Below are 24,188 nucleotides of genomic sequence, written 5' to 3'. Positions count from 1 at the left end.
GGTGCGTCACGCGAGGGCCGCGGCGGCCTCCCGCCAGCGCGCGAGGTGCCCGACGACGTCCGCCCGGCCCGGGCCCGGGAGCTCCGGCTCGTCCGTGGCGACGACCGGCTCGACCGGGTCGCCCGTGCCGCGCGCGGCGAGCAGCGCCGCGCCGACCGCGGTCGCGCTGCGGAGCCCGACGCGGTGGACGGGCCGGCCGAGCGCCTCGGCGAGGAGGCGGCGCACGAGCGGGTCGCGCGACCCGCCGCCCGTCACGACGACCGCGCCGGGCGCCATCTCGAGCAGGTCGACCGCCGCCGCGACCGCGAACACCATCCCCTCGACGGCGGCGCGCACGAGCTCGGGCCGTCCCGTGCCCTCGCGCAGGCCGGTCCACGCGCCGCGCGCGCCGGGACCGGCGACCCCGCCGCGCTCCCCGGTGAGGAACGGCAGGAACGTCACGCCGCCCGCGCCGTCGGGCACGGTCCGCGCGAGCGCGAGGCCGTCGGACCAGCCCAGCCCGAGCACGCGCAGCGCCCAGCCGAGCGCGAGGCCCGCGTTCTGCACGGCCGCGAGGCGGTACCAGCGCGCGGCCGGGCCGGCGCCGGTGTCCGCGAAGGTGTGCACGAGGGGGTCGAGCACGGGCTCGGGGCGGTCGAGCGCGGCCATGACCTGCGCCCCCGTGCCGAGGTTGACGTGCAGCCCAGGCGACCCGACGGCGAGCCGCGCGGCCGGGGTGTCCCCGCCGCCCACCACGACGGGCACCGCGCTCCCGCTCGCCGGGAACCACCGCGCGAGCCGGGCGGTCGTCCCGGCCACGGCGTCCGACGGCGCCACGCCCGGCAGGAGCCGGGCCGGCAGGTCGAGGTGCGCGACGACGTCGGCCGCCCAGGCGTCCGCGGGCACTTCCCACAGGAGCGTGCCCGCGGCGTCGGACCGGTCGGTCGTCGCGACGGGGAGGGCGGCGTCGTCGACGAGCCACGCACGCACGACGTCCTTCGGCAGCAGCACGTGCGCCGCGCGGTCGAGCGCTCCGGGGTCGTGCGCGGCGAACCAGTCGAGCACGGGCCCCGTCATCCCCGGCACGAGCGGGTTCGCGAGCGGCGCCCGCAGGGCGTCGGGCAGCGCGCGCCAGCGGTCGAGCCGGTCGGCCGCGCGCGCGTCCGTCCACAGGACGGCAGGCACGATGGCGTCTCCCGCGTCGTCCACGAGCACCGCGGCGTGCATCTGGCCCGCGACGCCGACCGCGCGCACCGCGACCTCCCCGAGCCCGGCCGCGCGGGCGGCGAGGTCGTCGAGGGCGACGTCGATCGCCGTCGTCCAGGTCGTCGGGGCCGACTCGGAGCGGCCGGGGCGCGGGTGCTCGACGTCGTACGCCGCCTCGGACTCCGCCACGACCGACCCGTCCCGGCCGAGGAGGACGAGCTTGAGCCCGCTCGTCCCGAGGTCGATGCCGAGGGTGGTGCCGAGGGTGGTGCCGAGGGTGGTGGGGACCAAGGTCACGGGACCGACTCTCCCACGCCCGGGTAGCGTCGGCGGCATGAGCGCCACCCGTCCCTCGCGCTGGGAGCAGAAGACCGCCGCCGACCCCTCGCACTCCACCTGGTACGTCGAGCGCTTCCGGGCCATGGCCGCCCGGGGCGCCGACCTCGCGGGCGAGGCCCGCCTGGTCGACGCCATGCTGCCGCGCGGCTCCCGGGTCCTCGACGCGGGCTGCGGGCCGGGGCGCGTGGGCGCCGAGCTGTTCGCGCGCGGGCACAGCGTGGTGGGCGTCGACGTGGACCCCGTCCTGATCGACGCCGCGCGGACCGACCACCCGGGCCCCGACTGGCGCGTGGGCGACCTCGCGGAGCTCGACCTGCCCGCGCAGGGCGTCACCGAGCCGTTCGACCTCGTCGTGTGCGCGGGCAACGTCGTGACGTTCCTCGCGCCGGGCACCGAGGTGGAGGTGCTGCGCCGCTTCCGCGCCCACCTCGCGCCCGGCGGCCGCGCCGTCGTGGGCTTCGGCACCGTTCGCGGGTACCCGCCCGAGCAGTTCCTCGCCGACGCCACGGACGCCGGGCTGCATCTCGACCTGGCGCTCGCGACGTGGGACCTGCGCCCCTGGACCCCGGACGCCGACTTCCTCGTGGCCGTGCTCAGCGACGCGGCGGCCCGGACCGGCGTGGCCTGAGCCGTGCCGTCCTACCGCGTGACCCTCGCCGTCGGCCTCCTGCACCCGGGCGCCGACCCCGAGGCCGTGCTGCCCGCGGCCGCCGCCGCGGCGCGCGCCCTCACGACCGTCGAGGCGTACGACGTCGGCGTCGTCCGCGGCGAGGCGCGCGTCACCGTGCGCTTCCTCGCCGACACGGACGCGTCCGCGCACGGTGTCGCGGACGCCGTGGAGGCGGGCGTGCGGGCCCACGCGGCGACGTCGGGCGGACGCCTGACCCGCCGCTGGGGCGCGCGCTGGCACCCCGCCTGAGCAGCGCCCGACGGCGTGTCGGTACCGTGGGCGCGCATGAGCGCCCCGGAGACCGCGATCACCGCCGACCTCGCCCGCGAGGCTCTGACGGAGCAGCACCCCGACCTCGCCGGGCTGCCGCTCCGCGAGGTCGCGGGCGGCTGGAGAAACCGGATGTGGCGCCTCGGTGACGACCTGCCCGTGCGGGTGCAGCGCATGGACCCGACGCCGGAGCTCCAGCTCAAGGAGCGGCGGTGGCTGCCCGTGCTCGCCCCGCGCCTGCCGCTCCCCGTCCCTGTGCCCGTGCGGCACGGCGAGCCGTCCGCGCGTCTCCCCCGGCACTGGACGGTCATGGCCTGGGTCCCCGGCGAGCCGCTGGACCACGGGACGATCACCCGGGGCGAGCACGCCGCCGACGCGCTGGCGGGCTTCCTCCGGGCGCTGCACGTCGCGGCACCCGCCGACGCGCCGTCGTCCATGGACCGGGGCGCCCACCCCCGCCGCCCGGCGCACCGGCCCCGGACCCCCGCGTCCGGATCGAGGCGTCGTGCGACGAGGCACCGACGTCCGGCGACCCGCTGCTCCTCGAGCAGCTCGTGCGCAACCTCGTCGAGAACGCCGAGCGCTACAACCTCCGCCACGACGGCTGGGTGCGGGTCACCACGCGGTCGGACGCCGCCGGCGACGCCGTGCTCGAGGTCGTCAACCCCGGTCCGCCCGTCGCTCCCGACGACCTCCCGGGCCTGTTCGAGCCCTTCCGGCGGCTGGGCGGCGAGCGCACCGGCGACGGCGCGGGGAGCGGGCTCGGGCTGTCGATCGTCCGCGCCGTGGTGGACGCCCACGGCGGCTCCGTCACGCTCGCCGCGCGACCCGAGGGCGGCCTCGTCGTGACCGTCCGTCTCCCCGGCGAGGTCTACGACGAGGTCTCGGCGTCTCCGCGTCTCGGATAATGGACATACCCGATGAATCGTCCCGCCTCGGCGCTTTACTGCGGACGGCCGATCAACACTGAGGGGGGATTGATGCGAAAGGTCATGACGGCGGTCATCACTGCCACGCTCGCCGCGGGTGTCGCACTCGGAGCGGCTGGCCCCGCCAGCGCGACGATCAGCTACCCGTCCGTGGGAGGCACGTGGGACCACGGCGCCGACGCCAAGGACGTCTGGTCGCACTACTACCACGGCAGCCGGGTCCACAAGTCCTCGACCTACGGGGAGAACGGGCTCCGCAGCTCTGGTTGGGTCTCCGCGGGGAAGTGGTCGTACCAGTGGGACGAGGTCCGTTGGTTCGGGAACAAGGCGTACTACGACGTCAAGTAGTCCGACTCACGTGCTGCCGAGCGTCCGGACGCCGTCGCTCGGCAGCACGCGGGCCCGCCCGTCCCGACGACCGCAGTGATCGGAGCATCATGTCTCTTCGCAGGTCGACGCGGCGACGCGTCGCCGCGGCGGCTCTCGCCGCCCTCGTCCCGCTCCTTGCCGCGTGCGGCACCCCGGGTTCCGTCGGGTCGAGCGTCGACGACGGGACGGCCGTCGACGTTCCCGCGTTCGACGGCCCCTACGCCGCCGAGTTCACGGCCTTCTACTCCGACGCCGGGTCCGACTTCGCTCGTCAGGCGCTCGCCGACGAGGAGATCACGGACGCGGAGTACGCGGAGATGGAAGAGAAGTTCCGCACGTGCCTCGAGGCGGAGGGCGTGACGTTCTCCGGCTTCGAGCCCGACGGGTCGTACGAGGCCTCGCCCCTGCCGGACGGGAGCGACCCGTACGAGGTCGTGAAGACCTGCGAGCGTGAGTCGGGCGCCGACACGGTCGGGGCGCTGCACGACATCATGGCGTCCAACCCGGACAACCTCGACGTCCCGACGATCATGGCGGAGTGCCTGGTCCGTCGCGAGGTCGTACCGGCGGGCTACGCGGCAGACGACTACCTCACCGACACGGAGGGGCGGTTCTCCGACCTCGCCGCCCTGTCGACCGAGCTCCGCGAGGCGCTGACGTCGTGCTCGAGCGACCCGCTCGGCCTGGCCGGTGAGTGAGGGTCGCAGCCCGGCCACGGCGGGCCTGTGGGTGATCGGCGCACTGACGCTCGTCGCCGTGGGGGTCGTCCTCGGTGCCGCGTGGACGTCCCCGGCCGTTCCCGCAGCCCTTCGACCGCCCGCTCCCATCACCACCTTCGAGGTCCGGTCCGCGACGTTCGACGACGTCCGCTCCGTCCGGCTCGCCGTCGCCCGTGGCGAGGAGTCGGGGCTGGCATCACCCGGTAGCGGTCTGGTCACACGCTTCGACTGCCGTCCCGGCTCGACCATCGAGTCCGGGACCGCGCCGCTCTGGCTCGACGACGCACCGGTCGTCGCGCTCGCGACGACGCTCCCGCTGTGGCGGGACCTTCCGGTCGGCACCGAGGGCAACGACGTGCGGGCGCTGCAGGAGGAGCTGACGCGTCTGGGGCACCCGGTCGAGGCCACTGGAACGCTCGGCACGAAGACCCTGCGGGCAGTCAACGCACTCTTCGACGACCTCGGCGACCCCTCGGCCCTCACCTCCGTCCCGCGATCTCGTCTCCTCTGGATCCCCGGACCTTCGGTCACCGTCGCGGAGTGCTCGGTCACGACAGGGAGCCAGCTCGAGGCCGGAGCGGAGCTCGTCGTGACGCCCGGCACGCTGGCAGGCGTCGCGCTGCGCGACGGCGCGCCGTCCGACCTCGTCGCCGGGGCGCGCACGCTCCGGGTGGACGGGATCGACGTCGCGGTCGAGCCGCAGAACCCGATCACCGACCCAGCACTGCTCGCACAGCTCGACGCTGCGCCCTCGCTCCAGCAGGCAGGCACAGGCGACGAGGCGCCGGTCGGTCAGCTGCGGTTGGCAGAACCGGTCGACGTGTCGGTCGTCCCACCGTCCGCCGTGATCACGGCACCTGACGGGACGACCTGCGTGACCACGGACGCCGTGCCCCACAGGCTGCGGGTCGTCGGGTCCGAGCTCGGGCAGACGTTCGTCCTGTTCGACGGCACCCCGCCGACCGCCGTCGACACGTCGCCCCGACCGGACTCCGCGTGCGCGTGACGGCGAGCGGCCTCGGGCACCACTTCCCCGGGCGCCCCTGGCTCTTCCGCGGGCTCGACCTCGATCTGCGGCCAGGTCGCACCTACGCGCTCACGGGTCCGTCGGGGTCGGGCAAGAGCACCCTGCTCGGCCTGCTCGCCGGGTGGGAGGAGCCCCGCGAGGGCACCGTCGCGCGGGACGGCATCGGGCGGACCGGGTGGGTGTTCCAGAACCCGCACGGGACGCCGCGACGCTCGGCGCTCGACCACGTCGCGCTCCCGCTGCTCGTCCGGGGGCTGCACCCCCGGGAGGCGGAGCGACGAGCCACCGACCTCCTGAGCAGGTTCGGGCTCGACGGCATCGCGCAGCAGCAGTTCCGCCGCCTCTCGGGCGGGGAGGCGCAGCGCCTGATGCTGGCGCGGGCCATCGCGTCCGAACCGGGGCTCCTGCTCGTGGACGAGCCGACCGCGCAGCTCGACCTGCCGACCGCCCGCACCGTCAACGCGTCCCTCGGTGCGCTGCGCTCGCCCGCGACGATCATCGTCGTCGCGACCCACGACGCCGCGACCCGCGACTCCTGCTCGGACCACGTCGACCTGACGCTGGACCCCGCCGCATGAGGCTGCGCTCGATCCTGCGCGAGGCGTGGCGCAACGCTTCCACAGGCACCGCACGCTGCGTCACGCTGGCGCTGGTGCTGATCGGCCTGGTGGTGACCGCGACGGTCGCCGAGATCTCGACCGCAGCGACGCTCGAACAGCAGGCCGCGGACTTCCGGGCGGCGGGTGGGTCGGTCCTCACGATCTCAGCACCGGGCCGGGTCGACGGCGCGCGGTGCGAGTCGTTGCGCGATCTGCCCGGGGTGCACACCGCGGGTGCGCTCACCGTCCGACCGGACGAGTCCGTCACCGCCGTCGCCCTTCCCGGTGCCCCCATGCCCGCCGCGGACGCGAGTCCAGGGTTCCCGGCCGTCGTCGGCGCCACGACCGACGGTGGGCCGGGCCTGATCCTGACCGACGACGCCGTCGCGACGCTCGGCCTCGAGCTCGGCGACCGACTCTCCGCGACGACCGGGACGACTCGCCTCGCGGGCACCTACGCCTACCCTCGCGACGGCCGGAGGGACGGGTACGGCTATCTCGCGGTGAGCGTCACCGGGTACCGCGCACCCTTCGACGAGTGCTGGGTCGAGGCGTGGCCGATGACCACGGAGCTGAACCCCCTCCTCTTCACCGTGCTCCGGCCGGGCGGCGACGCCGACGACGTCCCCCAGGTGCAGCAGCTCAACTCCACGCTGGGTTCCGGGCTCGACGGCGCGGGGCTGTTCCACGATCGCGTCACCCGGTTCGGAGGGCTCCTCGTCGGGCTGATCGCTGCCGTCGTGGCCTTCGTCGCCGTACGGGCTCGCCGGGTGGAGCTCGCCACGGCCCTCCACGACGGGATGCGACGGCGTGACCTGTGGACGATCGTGTCGCTCGAGTCGGTCCTGTGGACCGCTCCGGCGGTAGCGGTCGGGATGGCGCTCTCCCTCGCCTGGTTCGGCCGGGACGGCGACCTGCTGGTCGGCGCGGTCCTCGGTGCGCGCGTGGCCCTGTCCGTGCTGGCGGGTGGCGTGGCAGGCGTCGCCGTCGCCCTGGCCACGACGCGCGAGAAGGACCTGTTCGCCTACGCAAAGGACCGATGACCACACCGACGCCGCACACAACCTACGCAACCGTAGGTTACGGTGGCGTAGTGAACACTCTGGCGACGAGGCCGTGGACCGCCCGCTACGCTCCCGGCGTCCCGACGGACGTCGCGGTGCCCGACGAGCCGGTCACGGCCGCTCTCTACCGCGCGGCCGAGCGCTGGCCGGACCGCGTCGCGGTCGACTTCTTCGGCGCGACCACCACGTACGCACAGCTCGTGGCGCAGGTCGAGCGCGCCGCGAGCGCCCTGCACGACCTCGGCGTCCGGCGCGGCGACCGTGTCGCGCTCGTGCTGCCCAACGCGACCTCGCACGTCGTCGCGTTCTACGCCGTCGAGCGGCTGGGCGGCGTCGTGGTCGAGCACAACCCGACGTACACGGCCGACGAGCTCGCCCACCAGCTCGCCGACTCCGGCGCGAGCGTCGCGGTCGTGTGGACCAAGACGGTCCCGGCCGTGCTCGAGGCGCGCGCCCACGTGCCCGGGCTGCGGCGCGTCGTCGGGCTCGACATCGCGCGCGACCTGCCGCGCGGCAGCCGTCTCGCCCTGCGTCTGCCCGTCGCCCGGGCCCGGGCGCAGCGCGACGCGCTGCGCACACCCCTCCCCGCCGGGGTGCCCGACTGGCACGACCTCGTCCGGCGCGCGCGGGCCCTCCCCCCGGCGCTGCCCCACCCCGCCGCCGACGACGTCGCCCTCCTGCAGTACACGGGCGGCACGACCGGCACCCCGAAGGGCGCGGTCCTCACGCACCGCAACCTCGTCGCCAACGTGGTCCAGGGCCAGGCGTGGGCGTCGTTCGAGGAGGGCGCCGAGACCGTCTACGGCGTGCTGCCCTTCTTCCACGCGTTCGGCCTGACGTTCTGCCTCACCCTGCCCGCGCGCGTCGGCGCGACCCTCGTCGCGTTCCCCAAGTTCGACCCGCAGGCGTTCGTCGCCGCCCAGGCACGGCGGCCCGCGACGTTCCTGCCCGGCGTCGCGCCCATGTTCGACCGCGTCGTCACCGCCGCGGCCGACGCCCCGGGCGCGGGCTCCGACCTCACCTCGATCCGCCTGGCCTTCGCCGGCGCGATGCCCATCACCGCGGAGACGGCGCAGCGCTGGGAGGACGCGACGGGCGGCCTGCTCATCGAGGGCTACGGCATGACCGAGACCTCGCCGATCTCGCTCGGCAACCCGTGCTCCGACGACCGTCGCCCCGGCACCCTCGGGCTCCCGTTCCCCAGCACCGAGATCCGCGTCGTCGACGCCGACGCGCTCGACGTCGGCGACCTGCGCGACGCCGAGCCGTCCGAGCCGTCCGACGACGGCGTCCGCACCGTGCGCGGCGAGCTGCTCGTACGCGGCCCGCAGGTGTTCCGCGGCTACTGGAACCGGCCCGAGGAGACCGCCCACCAGCTGCTCGACGACGGGTGGCTGCGCACGGGCGACGTCGTGCGCGTGGCCCTCGACGGCCCCGACGCCGGCCTCGTCACGCTCGTCGACCGCATCAAGGAGATGATCGTCACCGGCGGGTTCAAGGTGTACCCGTCGCAGGTCGAGGAGCACCTGCGCGGGATGCCCGGCGTGCGGGACGTCGCCGTCGTGGGCGTGCCGGGCTCCGGCTCCGACGAGCACGTCGCCGCCGTCGTCGTGCTCGACGACGCGGACGACGCCGCCTCGCCCCCGCGCGTCGACCTCGCCGCCGTGCGCGAGTGGGGCGAGAAGCGCCTCGCCCGCTACGCCCTGCCCCGCACGCTCGCCGTCGTGCCGGAGCTGCCGCGCTCGCAGATCGGCAAGGTGCTGCGCCGTGTCGTCCGCGAGGACCTCCTGGGCCGCGACGACGTCGAGCACCACCGCTCCTGACCGCGACGCACACCCGCACGCCGAACGCGCGAGGTAGAGCCCCGGTCCGCCGACCGGAGCTCTACCTCGCGTGACCGGGGCTCTCCCTCGGGGGCCGGGCGCCTGTTCGGCGTGGGGGCAGGGTTCGCCGTAACCTGGCACACGTCGTCGGCGACGTCCGCGACGCAGTCGGGCGGGCACCGGCGCTCTCCCACCCCGTCGCCCCGAGGAGGCCACGTGCCCGAGCCCGTCACCGCTGCCCCCGCACCGGCAGCCGCCGCCCCGCTACCGCACGTCGTGGTGGTCGGCGCCGGGTTCGCCGGGCTCGCCGTCGTCAAGGGGCTCGCCAAGGCGCCCGTGCGCGTGACGCTCGTGGACCGCCGCGTCTACAACACGTTCCAGCCCCTGCTCTACCAGGTCGCGACGGGCGGCCTGAACCCGGGCGACGTCACCTACTTCCTGCGCGGGCTGCGGCTCAAGCAGAAGAACGTGCGGGTCGTGCACGAGCACCTCGTCGGCATCGACCACGAGGCGCGCCGCATCCGCCTCCTCAACGACGAGTGGGTCGACTACGACTACCTCGTCGTCGCCAACGGCGTCACGGCCAACTTCTTCGGCACCCCCGGTGCCAAGGAGAACTCGTTCCCCATGTACTCGCGGTCCCAGGCCATGAAGATCCGGGACACGCTCTTCATCCGCCTCGAGAAGGCGGCGGCGAACCCCGGCAAGGACGAGGGCCTGCGGGTCGTCGTCGTCGGCGGCGGCGCGACGGGCGTCGAGGTCGCCGGGGCGCTCGCGGAGCTCCGCACCGCGGGCCTGCGACCCGCCTACCCGGAGATCCACGGCGACGCGTTCGAGGTGAAGATCGTCCAGCGCGGCGGCGAGGTGCTCAAGTCGTTCCACCCGAAGCTGCGCCGGTACGCGGCGGAGGAGCTGCGCCGCCGCGGCGTCGGCCTGCACCTGGGCGCCGGGGTCGCCGAGGTGCTGCCCGACGCCGTCGTCCTCACCGACGGCACGCGCATCCGCTCCGACCTCACGGTGTGGTCGGCGGGCGTCCACCCGCACGAGGAGGTCGACGACTGGGGACTGCCGCGCGGCGAGGGCGGGCGCGTCGTCGTCGGCGACGACCTCCAGGTCGAGGGCCTGCCGGGCGTGTTCGCGGCGGGCGACATCGCGATCTCGCCCGCCGGGCTGCCGCAGCTCGCGCAGCCCGCGATCCAGGCGGGCGAGCAGGTCGCGCGCAACATCGAGGCGCTGCTCGCCGGGCGCCCGACGACGTCCCTGCGGTACTTCGACAAGGGCACCATGGCGGTCATCGGCCGACGCGCGGCCATCGCCGAGGTCGTCGGGAGGCTGCGGCTCACGCGCGGCGTCGCGTGGCTCGCGTGGCTGTTCGTCCACATCATGGGCCTCATAGGGCCGCGCAACCGCCTGACGACGCTCGCGGGCCTGGTCACGCGCTACGGCTTCCCGTTCCACCGGCGGCCGATCCCGATCGTCGGCGACGTGCCGACCGTGCGCCCGCCGAAGCGCACCGGCCCCGGGCGCCCCTGAGACGGCGACAGCGCCCCGCGCCGGGCGACGGCTCGCTCGCGAGGTCTCCGGTCGCGTGCCGGCTCTCGGGCCGCGCACCGTGCGCCCGTCGCGTACCCTCGAGTGCGCAAGCAGTTTCAGGGGGCAACCGGGGGCAGTGTGGTGGTAGCACGTATCCCGGCTCCGTCGTCGACGACGGGCCGGACGCACAGCAGGAAGCACGACGTCGGCACGCGCGACGGCGCGCGGCCGCGGGCCGTGCGAGCACCGCGACGCGCACGAGCGGTCGTGCTCGCCGTCGTGGCCGTGACCGCGCTCGCCGGGTGCCGCGTGGACGGGCTGCCGGGGAACCCGTCGCCGTCGCCCACGTCGCAGCCGACGACGACCCCCACCTCCGAGCCGACCGTCGAGCCGACGCCGGACCCGACCGGGGAGCCGACCGGCGGCCCCGGTGAGCCGGGCAGCTCGGACGGGGTCGAGGTCTCGGTCGAGATCGAGCCGGCGTTCTCCATGCCCAACCTCATCGAGACACGGCTCAAGCAGGCGCGTGCCGACCTGGAGAAGCGCGGGGCGGTGACGGTCGTCGTCGTGGACGCGCGCGACGCGCGGTCCGGCGCCCTGCCCGGCGCGGCCAACGGCTGGACGGTGTGCGCGCAGGACCCGGAGGGCGGGGACCTCGTGCGCGCGTCGCAGACCGTGACGCTCGACGCCGCCCCGAACGCGAAGCAGTGCCCGTGACGCGCCCCTGACCGGGACCCGGCGCACCCGGGCCCGGGCCGCCCCGGGTGGCGGCGCGGACGACGGCGGAGGACGGTGGACTCTCACCCTCCACAGACAGGAGTCCGCCGCATGAAGATCGCCCTCGTCGGTGCCCACGGCAAGGTGGGCCGGCTGCTCGTCCCGATCCTCGTCGACCACGACGCGACCGTGACGGGGATCGTGCGCGCCGAGGAACAGCTCCCGCTCGTCCGCCGGCTGGGCGGCGAGCCGCTCCTGCTCGACGTCGAGCACGCCTCGACCGAGGAGATCGCCGCCGCGCTCGACGGGTTCGACGCCGTCGTGTGGTCCGCCGGGGCGGGCGGCGGGAACCCGGAGCGCACCTACGCCGTCGACCGCGACGCCGCCAGTCGCACCATGGACGCGGCCGTCGCGGCCGGGGTGCCGCGCTACGTCATGGTGTCGTGGATCGGGTCGGTGCCCGACCACGGCGTCGACCCCGACTCGAGCTTCTTCGCCTACGCCGACGCGAAGCTCGCCGCCGACGACCACCTGCGCGGCACCGACCTCGACTGGACCGTCCTCGGGCCGGGCACGCTCACCGACGACGACCCGACCGGGGCGATCCGCGTCGTCGGCGACGGCCCGGACGGCCTCGACGGCGCGGACGACGTGCCCGACGGCGCGGCCTCCCGCGTCTCGCGGGCAGACGTCGCGATGGTGGTCGCCCAGGCGCTGCGCACGCCCTCGACCGTAGGCCGGTTCATCCGCTTCACCGCGGGCGACACCCCGGTGCTCGAGGCGCTCGAGCGCTGACCGACCGCCCGCGCACCGCGCACGACGGGGCCGGGACCGCCCTCGCAGGAGGACGGTCCCGGCCCCGTGGGTGCACCGGCCGGTCAGGGCGCCGGCCGCAGCGTGCCGCGCGTCAGCCGCAGTCGATCGCGTCGTACGACACGTCGTACCGCTGGTACACCGGGTCGCCGCCGCGCCACTGGTAGGCCGCGACCGTCGCGGTGCCCGCCGCGACGGACGACGCGCGCGTGCTGAACGACTGGTACGCGTTCTTGTCCGGCGCGAGGGCGCTGAACTTCTTCTCGCCGAACGGCGTGATGAGCCGGACGTCCGCGGGGGCGTCCTCGCCGTTGGCGCCGCGCACGGCGACGTACGCCGTGCCGTTGAGGCACCGCGCCTGCGCCTCGACGGCGTCGATGCGCGGGTTGCCCACGCCGTTGATCGCGAACGTGTCCTCGGACAGCGCGGCGACGGCGTGCCCGATGGCGCGCGACATGATGTCGAGCGCGGTCGCGTCGACGTTGTCGATCGTGTCCGCCGGCGAGTGGTAGTTCGGGTCGTAGAAGATGCCCTCGGTGCCGCCGAACATCGCGACCTCCTCGGCCGTCTTCGAGCCGTCCGCGCCGGTGAACAGGCCCGACGCCGGGACCCCGTTCTCGATGAACGCCTGGTAGTCGGAGCGGCCCGAGAACTCGGTGTCGACCCACGGCTGGTCGATGCCGTCGAAGTAGTCGGTGAACACCGCCTCCGTCTCGGCCGAGCCCGGCGGGACCTCGACCGGGGCCGGGTAGGTCGACTCGTTCGCGTCGTACACGCCGATGATGTAGTTCGGCGAGCCGACCATGTCGAAGTTGAGGTACGTCGCGATGTCGTCGAGCGCCGCCGGGTCGTTCGCGGCGAGGTCGCTCACGTAGTGGGTCGAGCCGCGCAGGCCGACCTCCTCGGCGCCCCACCACGCGAACCGGACCGCGTTCTCGACGTCCTGGCCGCCGTCGGTCGCGGCCGCGAGCTGGACCGCGACCTCGAGGATCGCGGCGGAGCCGGAGCCGTTGTCGTTGATGCCCGGGCCGTCCTCGACGCCGTCGAGGTGCGCACCGACCATGACGACGTTGTGGTCGCGCCCGCCCGGCGTCTGGGCGAGCACGTTGAACGTCTCGAACTCCTCGACGTGGGTCTGCAGGTCGTAGGTCGCGACCGGCTCCGCGCCGCCCGCGATCGCGGCGAGGATCTGCTGGCCCGCGGCCTGCGTGATGCCCACCGTCGGGACCCACGCGTCGTTCTCGGCGCCGAGGGTCGGGCTCAGCGCGCCGTCGGTGTTGTTGTAGAGGATCACGGCCGCCGCACCGGCCTGCGCCGCGTACAGCGCCTTGTCGGCGAACGGGCACGAGCCGCGGCTGATCAGCGCGACCGCGCCGCTCACGGCGACCCCGTCCCACGTGTCCGGGGTGCAGCCCTGGACGAGCGCGTCGGCGGGCTGCACGATCGGGCCCGTGGCGCCGTCGTCCGGGGTGTCGGGCGCGAACTCGGCCGGGTAGACGTCCGACGTCACCTCGACGCCGGCCGCCGTGAGGGACAGCTCGTCGGTCTCCAGGTCCTCGAACGTGAAGTACTGGCGCTCGGGCTCGTAGCCCGCGGCCCGCAGGGCGTCCTCGACGTAGACGGCGCTCGCCTCGTAGCCGGGCGTCTCCAGCGCGCGGTTGCCGCCGTTGGCGTCCGCGATGTCCTGGAAGTCCTGGAGCCGCTGCATGACCGCGTCGCCGGTGACGAGGTCCTCGAGCGGGGGCGGGGCCGCGGCGGCCCGCAGGCTGCCGGCGGCCGTGCCGGACGCGGCGCCGAGAGGCTCGGCGCCGACGGGAACTGCGGTCAGCGCCGCGAGCACGAGGCCCGCTACCGCTGCGGACGGGACGATCGTTCGTGGTCTCACGCATCCTCCTCGACAGTGGCCCCCGCGGACCACCCCCGGTCGTGTCGGGGTGCGGCCGAGTCGCACACGAGACGCGACGCTGCGGAGGCTCGTGTGCTCGCGAGCGTATGCCTCCCGGGCCGTGCGCGGAACCCCCGGGCGGCACGAGCGTCAGGAGTTCACACGACCGTAACGGCCGTGGCGCCGGGGCAGGCCGTGGGCGACGTCGGGCAGACTGTGCCCGTGCCCGGATTCGCCGTCGTCGACCTCGAGACCACGGGGTTCTCCCCCCGCCTCGGCGACCGCGTCGCCGAGGTCGCGGTCGTCCTCGTGGACGACACCGGTCGCGTCGAGGACGAGTGGTCCACCCTGGTCAACCCCGAGCGGGACCTCGGGCCGCAGCACGTGCACGGGATCGCCGCGGCGGACGTCGCGCTCGCCCCGACGTTCGACCGCGTCGCGCCCGCGCTCCTGCGCCTGCTCTCCGGGCGCGTGCTCGTCGCCCACAACGCGGCGTTCGACACGCGCTTCCTGCGCGCCGAGATCGGGCGCGCCGGGATCGCCGCGGCCATCGACCCCGTCGCGTGCCTGTGCACGCAGCAGCTCGCGAGCCGCTACCTCACGGGCTCGCGGGCGCTGTCCGCGTGCTGCGCGGCCGTGGGCGTCGTGCACGACGGCGTCCACTCGGCCCTGGGCGACGCGCGCGCCACCGCGGGGCTGCTCGGGTACTACCTCGACGTCGCGGCCGACGACGAGTGCTGGGCCGTCGCGCGCGCCGCGGCGGACGGCGTCCGCTGGTCGCTGCCCGCCGCCCTGCCCGGCGCGGAGCCGGTGCTGCGCGGCGCGAGCCGCGCCCGCGGGCACTGGCTCGCGGCGCTCGCCGACCCTCCCGCCGTTCCGGACCCGTCCCCGTCCGGCGCCCCGGGAGCGGACGCGCGGCGCGACGTGAGCACGTACCTGCGCCTGCTCGACGAGGCGCTCCTCGACCGCTACGTCTCGCACGCCGAGCGGGCCGCGCTGCTCGCGGAGGCCCGGCACGCCGGGCTCGACCGCGCGACGGTCGAGACCCTGCACCGCGACTACCTGGCCGCGCTCGCCCGGGCCGAGCTCGACGCGCTCGACGGGACGACCGCCGCGGGCGACCGGGACGACGGCGCGGCGCTGCGCGACGACCCGGCGCTGCACGAGGTCGCGGGGCAGCTCGGCCTCGACGCCGACGACGTCGCGGGAGCGGTCGAGGCGGCGCTCGGGACGCGCCTGGTCGACGCGGTCGCGGACGTCGGGGCCCCGGGTGCCGCGGTACCGGGCACCGCCGTCCTGGGCGCCACGGTCCCGACCCGGCCCGCGTTCGTGCTCGACGCGGGCGACGAGGTCGTGCTCACCGGCTCCATGTCGCGGACGCGCGAGGCCTGGGAGCGCGACGTCCGCGCCGCGGGCCTCTCCCCCTGGCCGTACGTCACGCGCCGCACGCGGCTCCTCGTCGCCGCCGACCCCGACTCCCTCTCGACGAAGGCCCGCACCGCGCGCCGCTACGGCGTCCCGGTCGTCACCGAGGCGGCGTTCGCGCACCTGCTCGCCGCGCACGAGGGCGCGAGCGGGCGCACGCCCGAGACCGGGGTGCGACGCTGGGCGTCATGAGCACGCGCAGCATGACGGGCGCCGCGGCCGGGGAGCCCGGCGACGACGCGGTCGACGTCGACGCGCTCGTCGACGACCTCTTCGCCCTGCCGCTCGAGCAGTTCGTCGTCGCGCGCACGGCCGCCGCCAAGCGGGTCAAGGCGTCGGGCGACGCGGTCGGAGCGGAGCGCGTCGGCCGGCTCACGAAGCCGACGGTGGCGGCATGGGTCGTGAACCAGGTGGCGCGCGAGCGGCCGGACGACGTCGCCGCGCTCGTGAGCCTCGGGGACGAGCTGCGCGACGCGACGGCCGACCGCGACCGCACGCGCCTGCGCACGCTCGACCGCCTGCGGCGCGAGCGGGTGGAGCGCGTCGTCGGGGAGGTGCGCGACGCGGGCGAGATCGCGGGCCGTGCGGTGTCCGGGACGGCGCTCGACCGCCTCGCGGAAACCCTCACGGCGGCGGTCATGGACCCGGACGCGGGCGCGCTCGTCCGGGCGGGCCGGTTGTCGCAGGCGCTCCAGCACGTCGGGTTCGGGATCGTCGACGAGGGCGGCGAGCCGGCCGACGTCGTCGAGCTGCGCGCGCGCACGGGCGCAGTCACGGACGACGGCGGGACGACCGGCGGTGCGGAGCCCCCGGAGGATGCCGAGGAGGACGCCCAGGAGGCTGCCGAGCGCGAGGTCGAGGAGAGCGCGGCCGAGGTCGACCGGCTGGAGGCCGAGCGCGACGACGCCGACGCCCGCGCGCGCGAGGCGGGGGACGCCGTCGGGCAGGTGGAGGACGAGCTCGCCCGCGTCGAGGACGAGCTCGCGCGGCTCGCCGACGAGCGCGAGGCGCTGCGCGCCCGCCTGAGCGACGCGCGGGACGCGGAGTCCGCCGCGCGGGAGGCGCTCGGCGCGGTCGACGAGCGGCTCGACGCCGCCGAGGAGCGCGCCGCGTCCGCGCGCAAGGCCCGCCGGGCGGCGCGCCGCCGCTGAGCCCGTTCGTCGTGCGCGAACTCGGGACTGAGCGGGGCACGCTCAAGGTTGCACAGGTCAGACGCCACGGCCCCCGTGGCACGACCGACCTGGAGGACCACCATGATCAGCACCTACACCGTGGCGCCGTTCCGTCCGCTCCCCACCGAGCGGCTCGTGCGCCAGCTCTGGACGCGCCCGTCCGGCGCGGGCGTCGCCCCGACGGGCTTCGCGCCCGCCGCCGACGTGTACCGCGAGGGTGACGACCTCGTCGCCCGCTTCGACCTGCCGGGCGTCGACCCGGAGCGCGACGTCACCGTCGAGCTCGAGGGTCGCCGGCTCGTCGTCCGCGGCGAGCGTCGTGACCAGCGCGTCGTCGAGGCCCCGGCGGCCCGGGCGTCGGACGAGGCGGCCGACGACGCCGAGCAGGCCGAGGGCGAGCAGCCCGAGGCGAGCACCGACGAGGCGGCCGAGGTCGCCCCGGCCGGGCGCCGCGTCCGCGAGGTCCGGTTCGGCGAGTTCCGCCGCACCGTCACCCTGCCGAAGACCGCGGAGGCCGACGCCGTCCGCGCGTCCTACGACGCGGGCGTGCTCACCGTGACCGTCGCCGGCGTGTTCGCCGGCCGCGCTCCCCAGCGCATCGAGGTCACGCGCGCGGCCTGACGCCGCACCGCCGGCGCGACGCCCGACGTCGCGCCGGCCCTCCGACCCGGCCGCGCACGCCCCTGCGCGGTCGGACGGCGGGGCCGGCACCCTCGTGATGCCGGCCCCGTCCGACCTCCGGATGGGGACCTCTCCCCCTGTCCGGTGGCCGACGGGAGCCGCGTGTTCGGCTAACCTCCGTGCCATGACGAGCCTCCGGAGACCGCGCTCGACCCTGCCTCGCACGCGGTGGTCGACGCTGCGACGCCGCGCCCTCGTCGGCGCCCTCGGCCTCACCGCCGCCCTCAGCCTGGGCGCGTGCACGGGAGAGGCCGAGGACGGGCCGACTCCTGTCGTGGTGGGTGCCGCCGAGTACGAGCCGATCCTCGAGACGCGCCTGCCGGTCCCGGGGTCGGCGGAGGACGAGGTCACGCTCGGCCTCGTGTCCCTCGTCGCGGACGGCTCGACGGTGGAGCTCCGCGTCCTCATGACCCCGCACTTCGCGGGCGACGACTCCGCCGAGACGTACTCGGTGTACGACATGCTCGGCAAGGACCACAACCCGCGGATCGTCGACGTCGGTGCGCTGACGCAGTACGACGTCGTCTCCGCGTCCGGGCAGAAGCTCTCGACGGACCCCGTCACCGCGGACACCGTCAACGGCAGGCCGCTGCTCTACCAGGCATGGTTCCCCCGCCCGGAGGGAGAGCCCCGCACCGTGGACGTCCGTCTCCACGACGCCTGGCCCGCCTTCGAGGACGTGCCCGTGACCTGGGAGAGCGAGGAGTGAGGCGCCGTCACGCGACGGCGGCCGGTGCCCTGGCGGTCGCGCTCGTGCTGGGTCCGCTGTCCGGCACCCCGGCCGCGGCGAGCGAGGACGAGCAGGGCTTCGACCCGGGCGTCGACCCGCTCACCCTCGACGACCTCGGCGGCGCGCCCGCCCGGGAGGACCTCGACCGTGCGACGACCCGGTTCGACCCGGGGGTCGCGACGACGTTCGAGCTCGCCGGTGCCGTCACGTCGCTCGAGTACGTCGAGGTCGAGGCGGACGAGGTCGTCGTCACGCTCGAGACCGACGTCCTGTTCGACGTCGGCTCGGCCGAGCTCTCCCAGGCCGCCGTCGAGCGCGTGCAGGAGATCGCCGCCGAGCTGCCCGACGGTGTGACGGCGAGCGTCGCCGGGCACACCGACTCGGTGGGCGAGGAGGCGGACAACATGGACCTCTCGCAGCGGCGCGCGCAGGCCGTCGTCGACGCTGCCGCGACGGTACGACCCGACGTCACGTTCGAGGCGCAGGGGTACGGGGAGACGCGCCTCAAGGTCGAGGAGGGCGGTGACGACGTCGCGGACGACCGTGCCCAGAACCGCCGTGTCGAGCTCCGCTACTCCGGGACGACCCCGGGCGAGCGCGGCCTCGAGGTCGAGGAGCACGAGCTCGATCCCGTCACCGCGGAGCTCGTGCCGGGCGACCGCCCGCGCGTGGAGCCCGTGACGGACACGGAGCCCGTCGTCGAGAAGACGGTCGTCGTCCCGAACGAGGACGGCCGCCAGGAGGAGGTCCGCGTCGGCATCGAGCCGATCGTGGTCCGCGGATCTCTCATGCGCCTGCGCCTCCAGCTCACGCCGCTCGGCCCTGTGGACGGTGACGAGGAACGCATCAGCGTGTACGCCATGACGGGTGCAGGAGAGCTGCACCCGTCGGCCGTCGACCCCCGCGCGCTGGTCTCGTACGCACCGGTCCGCGGCAGCGGGGCACGCGAGCTCGAGACCGAGCCGCTGTTCGCGCGTACGAGCGTCGGACGCACGGTGGGCTACGAGGTGTACCTGCCGCGCCCGCTCGACGCGTCGCTCGAGTCGCTGTACGTGAACGTCGTCCCGACGTGGCCGACGTTCGAGGACGTCCCGATCCGCTGGGACTGACGTCCCTTTCACCCCGTCAGGCCCTCCCCGAGGCGGCTGACCGCGCGTTAGCGTTCACCTCACGCCCCCCGGGGTTCGGTCCTGCCCGTCGACGTCGACGCGGTGACCGCGAGACGAGGACGACGCATGGCCCTGAGATTCAACGCCCCTCCCGGCTGGCCCGTGGCCCCCGGAGACTGGCGCCCCGAGCCGGGCTGGGCCCCGGACCCTGCCTGGCCGTCCGCGCCGGAGGGTTGGACCTTCTGGGTCGAGGACACCACCACCGCACCGTCGTCCGGGGCCACGCGGCCTCGACGCGGGCGCCGGGCGGCCCTGCTGACCGCAGCGGGCGTCGCTCTGTTCGTCGTCGGGCTGCTGGTCGGGCAGGGCAACTCCGGCCGGGCGCTCGACGAGGCCAGGACCCTCGTCGCGCAAGCGGCGGACGACCAGGACGCGGTCGAGGGCGAGCGCGCCGAGCTGGACGCCGAGCGGACCGCGCTCGAGGAGCAGACGGCCGCCGCGCAGGCGGCCCAGACCGAGCTGGACGAGCGGGCGACGGCGCTCCAGTCGTCGGAAGCCGACGTCGCGGCGCGCGAGGGTGCGGTCGCGACCGTCGAGGCCGACCTGGCGACCCGGGTGTCCGACGTCGAGGGCCGCGAGGCGGCCGTCGCCCAGGCGGAGGCGGCCGCCGCCGCGGCCCGCTCGACCCAGCAGTCCCGGCCCAGCGCCCCGGCCGGGGTCGCGGACACCGGGGGCAGCACGTCGACGTACTACCAGAACTGCGACGCGGTGCGGGCCGCCGGCGCGGCCCCGCTGCTCCGCGGCGAGCCGGGCTACGCCCCCAAGCTCGACCGCGACGGCGACGGCGTGGCCTGCGAGTAGGTGGTCAGCCCTCGGCCGCGCCCGCGCGGCCGAGGAACGACCGCAGGGCCTCGGTGACGAGCGCGTGGTCGTCACCCTGGGCGAGCCCGGACACGGTGACGACGCCGACGATCCCGACGCCCTCCACGCGGACGGGGAACGCGCCGCCGTGCGCGGCGTACTCCTGGAGCGGGAGGTCGTGCTTCTCGTTGAACGACGTCCCCGTCGCCCGGGCCCGCAGGCCCACGAGGTACGACGACGCCCCGAACCGCTCGACGACCCGCACCTTGCGCTCGACCCAGGTGTCGTTGTCGGGTGTCGTGCCCGCGCGTGCGGCGTGGAACACCTGCTGCGGCCCCTTGCGGACGTCGATCGTCACGGGCAGGTCGCGCTCGTCGGCGAGTTCGACGAGGAGGCAGCCGAGCCGCCACGCGTCGTCGTGCGTGAACGTGCGGAGCACGAGGTCGCGCTCGTCCGCCTCGACGGAGGCGACGAGGGCGGCGAGGTCGTCGGGCGTCGTCATGCGGTCATCGTGGCACGATCGCGACGTGACGACGACGCCCGTTCCCCGCCCGGCACCCCTCGACCCGCTCGACCACGGCCTGCTCGACCGCGCGTCGGGCGTACTGCTCGCGCAGGCGGCGGGCGACGCGCTCGGTGTGCCGTACGAGTTCGCGCAGCCGCCCGGGCCCGGGCACCGGGACGAGGTCGCGGTCATGCGCGGGGGCGGGCTCGGACCGTACGCGCCGGGCGAGTGGAGCGACGACACGCAGATGTCGGTGTGCGTCGCGCGCGTGACGGCGGCGCACGACGTCCTCTCCCCCGTGCCCGACGCGTTCGGGGCGACGCCGCTCGACGACGTCGCCGCCGCGTTCGAGGCGTGGCGCACCGGGGGCGCGTCCGACGTCGGGACGCAGACGGCCGCGGTCCTGCGCGACGCCGCCGCCCGCCGGGGTCCCGCCGCCGCACGGCTGCGCGAGGCGTCCGCGGCGCTGCACGCGGCGACCGGCCGCACGGCGGGGAACGGCGCGCTGATGCGGACGGGCGTCGTCGGTCTCGTCGCGCTCGGCGACCGGGACGCGACCGCCCGCGCGGCGCGCGCCGTCGCGTCGCTCACGCACACCGACCCGCTCGCCGCCGAGTCGTGCGTGCTGTGGTCCGAGGCGGTACGCGTCGCGGTGACGGAGCAGCGGCTCGACGTGCGGGCCGGTCTCGACCTGCTCGACCCGGAGTCCGCGGCGCGCTGGTCGGCGCGGATCGCGGACGCGGAGTCCGCCCGGCCCGAGGCCGACCTCCGGCAGAACGGTTTCACGGTGACCGCGCTCCAGGCGGCGTGGCGCGCGATCGCGACGACGTCCCCGCCCGAGCGCTCGCGGTTCGCGGGCCGGGACCACCTGGCGGCGGCGCTCCAGGCCGCGGTCGCCGTCGGCGGCGACACCGACACCGTCGCGGCGATCGCCGGGAGCCTGCTCGGCGCGCGGTACGGCGCCCGCGCGGTGCCCGACGAGTGGGCGACCGCCGTCCACGGCTGGCCCGGGATCGACCGCCGCGTGCTCACGGCGCTGGCGCGCCGCACCGCCCAGGACGGCCTCGTGCGCTCCGAGGCGCTCGTCCTGCCCGACGGCGACGCGCGCCCCGTGCAGCACTGCCCGCTGTGCGGGACGCTGCTCCGCGAGAACCCGCGCTACCCGCGGCACGTGTGCGGGTGGTGCGCGCAGGACGTCACCGACGAGGAGGGTCGTCCCGTCGTGCTGGCGAACGCGACCATCACGGGCGGGTACACCGCGCAGCGCCCGGACGGATCGCCCGCGTCGGCCGACGTGCTCGCGGGGCGGGTCTGGATCGACGGCGTCGCGCTCCGCGCGCAGGAGGCGCGGTTCGGCGGGGTCGTCGTGCAGCCGCTCGACGACCCCGCCTGAGCCGGCAGCGCGTTCGCGCCACCGGAAGGACGAGCGGCCTCAGCCGCAGGAGACCGCCGGGAAGGCGACGTCCTGGGCGGAGGAGGCGCCGCCGTCGGGCAGGGTGCCCGTGACGGTGACGGACCCGGCGTCGGCCGCGACCGCCCGCGTCGAGAACGACTGGTACGCGGCCTTGCCGGGCGCGACCGCCGCGACCGTGCGCGTGCCGAACGGCGTCGCGAGGGTGACGTCGGCCGGGATGTCACCGGTGTTCGTCGCGCGGACCGCGACGTACGCCGTGCCCGCGAGGCAGCGGGCGCTGGTCTCGACGGCGAGCGCGGGGCCCGCCTCGTCCTCGCGCTGGAGCGTCACCCGGTCGACCACGCGCTGCGACCCGGTCGCGTACGTGGTGACGGTGAGCGACGTGGGCGTGACGTCGAGGTCGGAGTAGCTGGCCTCGCGCGACTGCTCCCAGCGCGCCGTCCACGGCTTGGCGCCGTCGAAGTCGTAGAACTTCGAGCCCGACGACGAGTTGCCCGTGAGGTAGAGGACCTGGTCCTCCTCCGGGGTGAGCACGTCGCCCTCGGCCGGCGCCGCGGCCGGGACGACCGGCGTCGCGCCCTCCATGAGGTACGAGCGGGTGTAGATGTGGTCGTGGCCCGCGAGGACGAGGTCGACGCCGAGGTCGCTGAAGACGGGCGAGAGCGCCTCGCGCATGCGCACCACGTCCGTGTCGCGCGAGTGGAACGCCTGGCTGTAGAGCGAGTGGTGGAACGTCACGACGACCCAGTCGTACTCGTCGCCGTGCGTGCCGACCACGTCGCGCAGGAACGCCTGGTGCCCCGCGATCTGCGTCGCGGACGAGTCGTTCGAGTCGATCGCGACGACGAGCACGTTGTTGTACGCGTACCAGTAGTCGCGGCGCTGCTCGGCCGAGAGGTTCGGCATCGCGTAGTGCTGGTCGTAGAGCGCCGACGCGGTGTCGTGGTTGCCGTCCTGGACGGCGAAGCGCAGCTCGCGCATCTGGCGCGGCGCGAGGAAGCCCGCGTACTGCTGGCTGCTGCCCGCGTTCTCCACCTGGTCGCCCGCGGAGATGAGGAACGCCGTGTCCGGGTGTCGCTCGGTCATGGTGTCGAGGTTGGCGGCCCAGCGTGCCGCGTCGTTCGCGGCGTTGCCGCTCGCACCGATCTGCGCGTCGCCGACGAACAGCGCGGAGAACTCGTCCCCGAACGTCCCCGTCGTGAAGGTCGACGGCGCGGACCAGCCGGTCGCCGCGCTGCCCACGCGGTACGCGTACGCCGCGTCCTCCTCGAGCCCGGTGAGCGTGGCGTGGTGGTACGTCGCGCCGTCCGCGGCCGCGCCGTTCCGGGACGACGACGTCGCGGCCGTCCGCCAGTCGACCTCGCCGCCCGTCTCGTCGGCCCGGGCCCACTGCACCTCGCCCGCGCCGGGCAGCGTCGAGAACCACGCGACGTTGGCCTGCGTCTCGTCCGCGCCGACGTTGAGGGCGACGTCGCGGACCTCGCCGTGCGTCGGGACGAGCGAGCGGACGTCGAGGTAGATGTCCGAGCTCGTCGGCGCGTCCTGGTAGAGCGCGACGGAGATCGTGTTCTCGCCGGGCTCGAACGCGTCGGCCGGGACGACGAACGTGCCCGTCACCGGGTCCGTGCGGCCGTTGCCGTGGTACTGGAGGTTCTCGGTGATCTTCCGGTCGTCGTCGCCGAGGCGCACGACCTCCTCGCCGTTCACGTAGACGATCGCGGCGTCGTCGTAGACGATCTCGCCCTCGAACGCCGGGACGCCGTCGAGGTCGGCCGCGGTGAGCTCCACGTCGGTGCGGAAGAAGAACGTGGGGACGTCCGTCGTCGTGCCCTCGATGTACTGGGTGAGGAGCGTCGTGATCGGGAAGGCGGCGCCGATACCCGTCGCTGCGCCGCGCTTCGCGCCGAACGCGCCCGTCCCGGACTTCCACGCGGAGTCGTCGAAGGCGGTGGTCGTCCACACGCGCTGGTCCGCGGCGGATCCCGCCGGGTTCGTGTTGTCGTCGAGGTAGCGCCAGGTCGTGCCGGACGTCGAGAGCAGGGACTCGTCGGCGGCGGCCGTCGAGGTCGCGGTCGCGGCGACGAGCGCCGTGCCGACGAGCGAGACGGCGAGCGCCGACGCCGCCGCGCGCGCGAGCGCGCCGGGCAGCCGGGAGGCGTGCGGGTTCATGGATTCCTTCGCAGGTCAGGGGTCCGCGCGGCGACGACCGTCGGACCACCGTGGCGGCGTCGGACCCGTGGTGGGAAGCGCTGTCACAGTAGGGAGCGGGGATGGCTCCCACGCGTCGTCGCGGTGAACGCGCGGCGGCGGCCAGATGGCCGTCCTCCGCCCGGCCCGGGAGACGCACGA

General features: G+C 75.5%; 23 protein-coding genes and 1 pseudogene. 20 read left to right on the top strand and 4 right to left on the bottom strand.

Translation table 11 applies throughout. From position 1 onward, the window contains the following. Window positions 1–6 precede the first annotated feature (6 nt). Window positions 7–1,482 (bottom strand): FGGY family carbohydrate kinase, encoded by a 1,476-nt coding sequence (locus ACPCUX_RS06210; protein WP_423388384.1) that lies wholly within the window; start codon window positions 1,480–1,482, stop codon window positions 7–9. Window positions 1,483–1,519: 37 nt separating this feature from the next. Here ACPCUX_RS06210 and ACPCUX_RS06205 point away from each other — a divergent pair, with 37 nt between their 5' ends. The 13 genes and pseudogenes from ACPCUX_RS06205 to ACPCUX_RS06145 all read left to right on the top strand — a co-directional run bounded on the left by ACPCUX_RS06205 (window position 1,520) and on the right by ACPCUX_RS06145 (window position 12,039). Further along, entirely contained in the window at window positions 1,520–2,152 is a 633-nt protein-coding gene (locus tag ACPCUX_RS06205) for a class I SAM-dependent methyltransferase (protein WP_423388383.1), read from the top strand. A gap of 3 nt (window positions 2,153–2,155) precedes the next feature. Continuing rightward, window positions 2,156–2,443 (top strand): hypothetical protein, encoded by a 288-nt coding sequence (locus ACPCUX_RS06200; protein ID WP_009863765.1) that lies wholly within the window; start codon window positions 2,156–2,158, stop codon window positions 2,441–2,443. Between the two features lie 36 nt (window positions 2,444–2,479). Next, window positions 2,480–2,899: pseudogene (locus ACPCUX_RS06195) on the top strand (phosphotransferase); the annotation flags it as partial. 59 nt (window positions 2,900–2,958) lie between these two features. Next, window positions 2,959–3,372 (top strand): ATP-binding protein, encoded by a 414-nt coding sequence (locus tag ACPCUX_RS06190; RefSeq protein WP_081895951.1) that lies wholly within the window; start codon window positions 2,959–2,961, stop codon window positions 3,370–3,372. A 171-nt stretch (window positions 3,373–3,543) separates the two neighbouring features. Continuing rightward, entirely contained in the window at window positions 3,544–3,741 is a 198-nt protein-coding gene (locus ACPCUX_RS06185) for a lactococcin 972 family bacteriocin (protein ID WP_198526275.1), read from the top strand. Window positions 3,742–3,830: 89 nt separating this feature from the next. Beyond that, window positions 3,831–4,460 carry a hypothetical protein gene (locus tag ACPCUX_RS06180; RefSeq protein WP_034654385.1) on the top strand — a complete coding sequence of 210 codons (630 nt, stop codon included), beginning with the start codon at window positions 3,831–3,833 and terminating at the stop codon, window positions 4,458–4,460. After that, window positions 4,453–5,487, top strand: coding sequence for a peptidoglycan-binding domain-containing protein (locus tag ACPCUX_RS06175; RefSeq protein ID WP_255179748.1), 1,035 nt, complete (start codon window positions 4,453–4,455; stop codon window positions 5,485–5,487). Before ACPCUX_RS06180 ends, ACPCUX_RS06175 begins: the two co-directional genes overlap by 8 nt. Then, window positions 5,478–6,086: an ATP-binding cassette domain-containing protein gene (locus ACPCUX_RS06170; RefSeq protein WP_034654382.1), complete on the top strand. Its 609-nt coding sequence runs from the start codon at window positions 5,478–5,480 to the stop codon at window positions 6,084–6,086. The genes ACPCUX_RS06175 and ACPCUX_RS06170 overlap by 10 nt, the downstream gene beginning before the upstream one ends. Continuing rightward, window positions 6,083–7,150 carry a hypothetical protein gene (locus tag ACPCUX_RS06165; RefSeq protein WP_034654380.1) on the top strand — a complete coding sequence of 356 codons (1,068 nt, stop codon included), beginning with the start codon at window positions 6,083–6,085 and terminating at the stop codon, window positions 7,148–7,150. Before ACPCUX_RS06170 ends, ACPCUX_RS06165 begins: the two co-directional genes overlap by 4 nt. Next, window positions 7,147–8,994: an AMP-binding protein gene (locus ACPCUX_RS06160; protein ID WP_423388382.1), complete on the top strand. Its 1,848-nt coding sequence runs from the start codon at window positions 7,147–7,149 to the stop codon at window positions 8,992–8,994. Before ACPCUX_RS06165 ends, ACPCUX_RS06160 begins: the two co-directional genes overlap by 4 nt. Before the next feature lie 216 nt (window positions 8,995–9,210). Continuing rightward, window positions 9,211–10,527: an NAD(P)/FAD-dependent oxidoreductase gene (locus ACPCUX_RS06155; protein WP_255179752.1), complete on the top strand. Its 1,317-nt coding sequence runs from the start codon at window positions 9,211–9,213 to the stop codon at window positions 10,525–10,527. Window positions 10,528–10,794: 267 nt separating this feature from the next. Further along, window positions 10,795–11,244 (top strand): PASTA domain-containing protein, encoded by a 450-nt coding sequence (locus ACPCUX_RS06150; RefSeq protein ID WP_423388381.1) that lies wholly within the window; start codon window positions 10,795–10,797, stop codon window positions 11,242–11,244. Window positions 11,245–11,355: 111 nt separating this feature from the next. Beyond that, entirely contained in the window at window positions 11,356–12,039 is a 684-nt protein-coding gene (locus ACPCUX_RS06145; protein ID WP_085387206.1) for an SDR family oxidoreductase, read from the top strand. Between the two features lie 112 nt (window positions 12,040–12,151). On the opposite strand, the gene ACPCUX_RS06140 is transcribed toward ACPCUX_RS06145, so the two are convergent. Beyond that, window positions 12,152–13,942, bottom strand: a complete 1,791-nt coding sequence (locus ACPCUX_RS06140) for a M28 family peptidase (protein WP_423388380.1) — start codon at window positions 13,940–13,942, stop codon at window positions 12,152–12,154. 222 nt (window positions 13,943–14,164) lie between these two features. On the opposite strand from ACPCUX_RS06140, the gene ACPCUX_RS06135 reads away from it, so the two are divergent. From ACPCUX_RS06135 to ACPCUX_RS06110, 6 genes are all read left to right on the top strand, one after another. Further along, window positions 14,165–15,559 (top strand): exonuclease domain-containing protein, encoded by a 1,395-nt coding sequence (locus ACPCUX_RS06135; protein WP_423388379.1) that lies wholly within the window; start codon window positions 14,165–14,167, stop codon window positions 15,557–15,559. Continuing rightward, complete coding sequence (locus tag ACPCUX_RS06130; protein WP_423388378.1) at window positions 15,556–16,518, top strand: hypothetical protein; 963 nt, start codon at window positions 15,556–15,558, stop codon at window positions 16,516–16,518. Before ACPCUX_RS06135 ends, ACPCUX_RS06130 begins: the two co-directional genes overlap by 4 nt. A 102-nt stretch (window positions 16,519–16,620) precedes the next feature. Next, window positions 16,621–17,160 (top strand): Hsp20/alpha crystallin family protein, encoded by a 540-nt coding sequence (locus ACPCUX_RS06125; RefSeq protein ID WP_423388377.1) that lies wholly within the window; start codon window positions 16,621–16,623, stop codon window positions 17,158–17,160. Window positions 17,161–17,344: 184 nt separating this feature from the next. Next, complete coding sequence (locus tag ACPCUX_RS06120; RefSeq protein ID WP_061267845.1) at window positions 17,345–17,929, top strand: hypothetical protein; 585 nt, start codon at window positions 17,345–17,347, stop codon at window positions 17,927–17,929. Beyond that, a complete protein-coding gene (locus tag ACPCUX_RS06115) occupies window positions 17,926–19,059 on the top strand; it encodes an OmpA family protein (RefSeq protein WP_061267846.1) in 1,134 nt (377 codons plus the stop codon). Before ACPCUX_RS06120 ends, ACPCUX_RS06115 begins: the two co-directional genes overlap by 4 nt. 126 nt (window positions 19,060–19,185) lie before the next feature. After that, window positions 19,186–19,920, top strand: a complete 735-nt coding sequence (locus tag ACPCUX_RS06110) for an excalibur calcium-binding domain-containing protein (protein ID WP_396050180.1) — start codon at window positions 19,186–19,188, stop codon at window positions 19,918–19,920. Window positions 19,921–19,924: 4 nt separating this feature from the next. Here the strand turns inward: ACPCUX_RS06110 and ACPCUX_RS06105 are convergent, their stop codons facing one another. Beyond that, on the bottom strand, window positions 19,925–20,422 hold the full coding sequence (locus ACPCUX_RS06105) for a heme-degrading domain-containing protein (protein WP_074803454.1): 498 nt from the start codon (window positions 20,420–20,422) through the stop codon (window positions 19,925–19,927). 25 nt (window positions 20,423–20,447) lie between these two features. Here ACPCUX_RS06105 and ACPCUX_RS06100 point away from each other — a divergent pair, with 25 nt between their 5' ends. After that, window positions 20,448–21,818 (top strand): ADP-ribosylglycohydrolase family protein, encoded by a 1,371-nt coding sequence (locus ACPCUX_RS06100; protein ID WP_232322689.1) that lies wholly within the window; start codon window positions 20,448–20,450, stop codon window positions 21,816–21,818. A gap of 39 nt (window positions 21,819–21,857) precedes the next feature. Here ACPCUX_RS06100 and ACPCUX_RS06095 read toward each other — a convergent pair whose 3' ends face one another. Next, entirely contained in the window at window positions 21,858–24,008 is a 2,151-nt protein-coding gene (locus tag ACPCUX_RS06095; RefSeq protein WP_423388376.1) for a fibronectin type III domain-containing protein, read from the bottom strand. Window positions 24,009–24,188 lie beyond the last annotated feature (180 nt).

It is taken from the genome of Cellulosimicrobium sp. AB352 (assembly GCF_049538415.1).
Taxonomy (GTDB): Bacteria; Actinomycetota; Actinomycetes; order Actinomycetales; family Cellulomonadaceae; genus Cellulosimicrobium; species Cellulosimicrobium funkei.
This window is presented reverse-complemented; position numbering and strand designations above follow the sequence as displayed.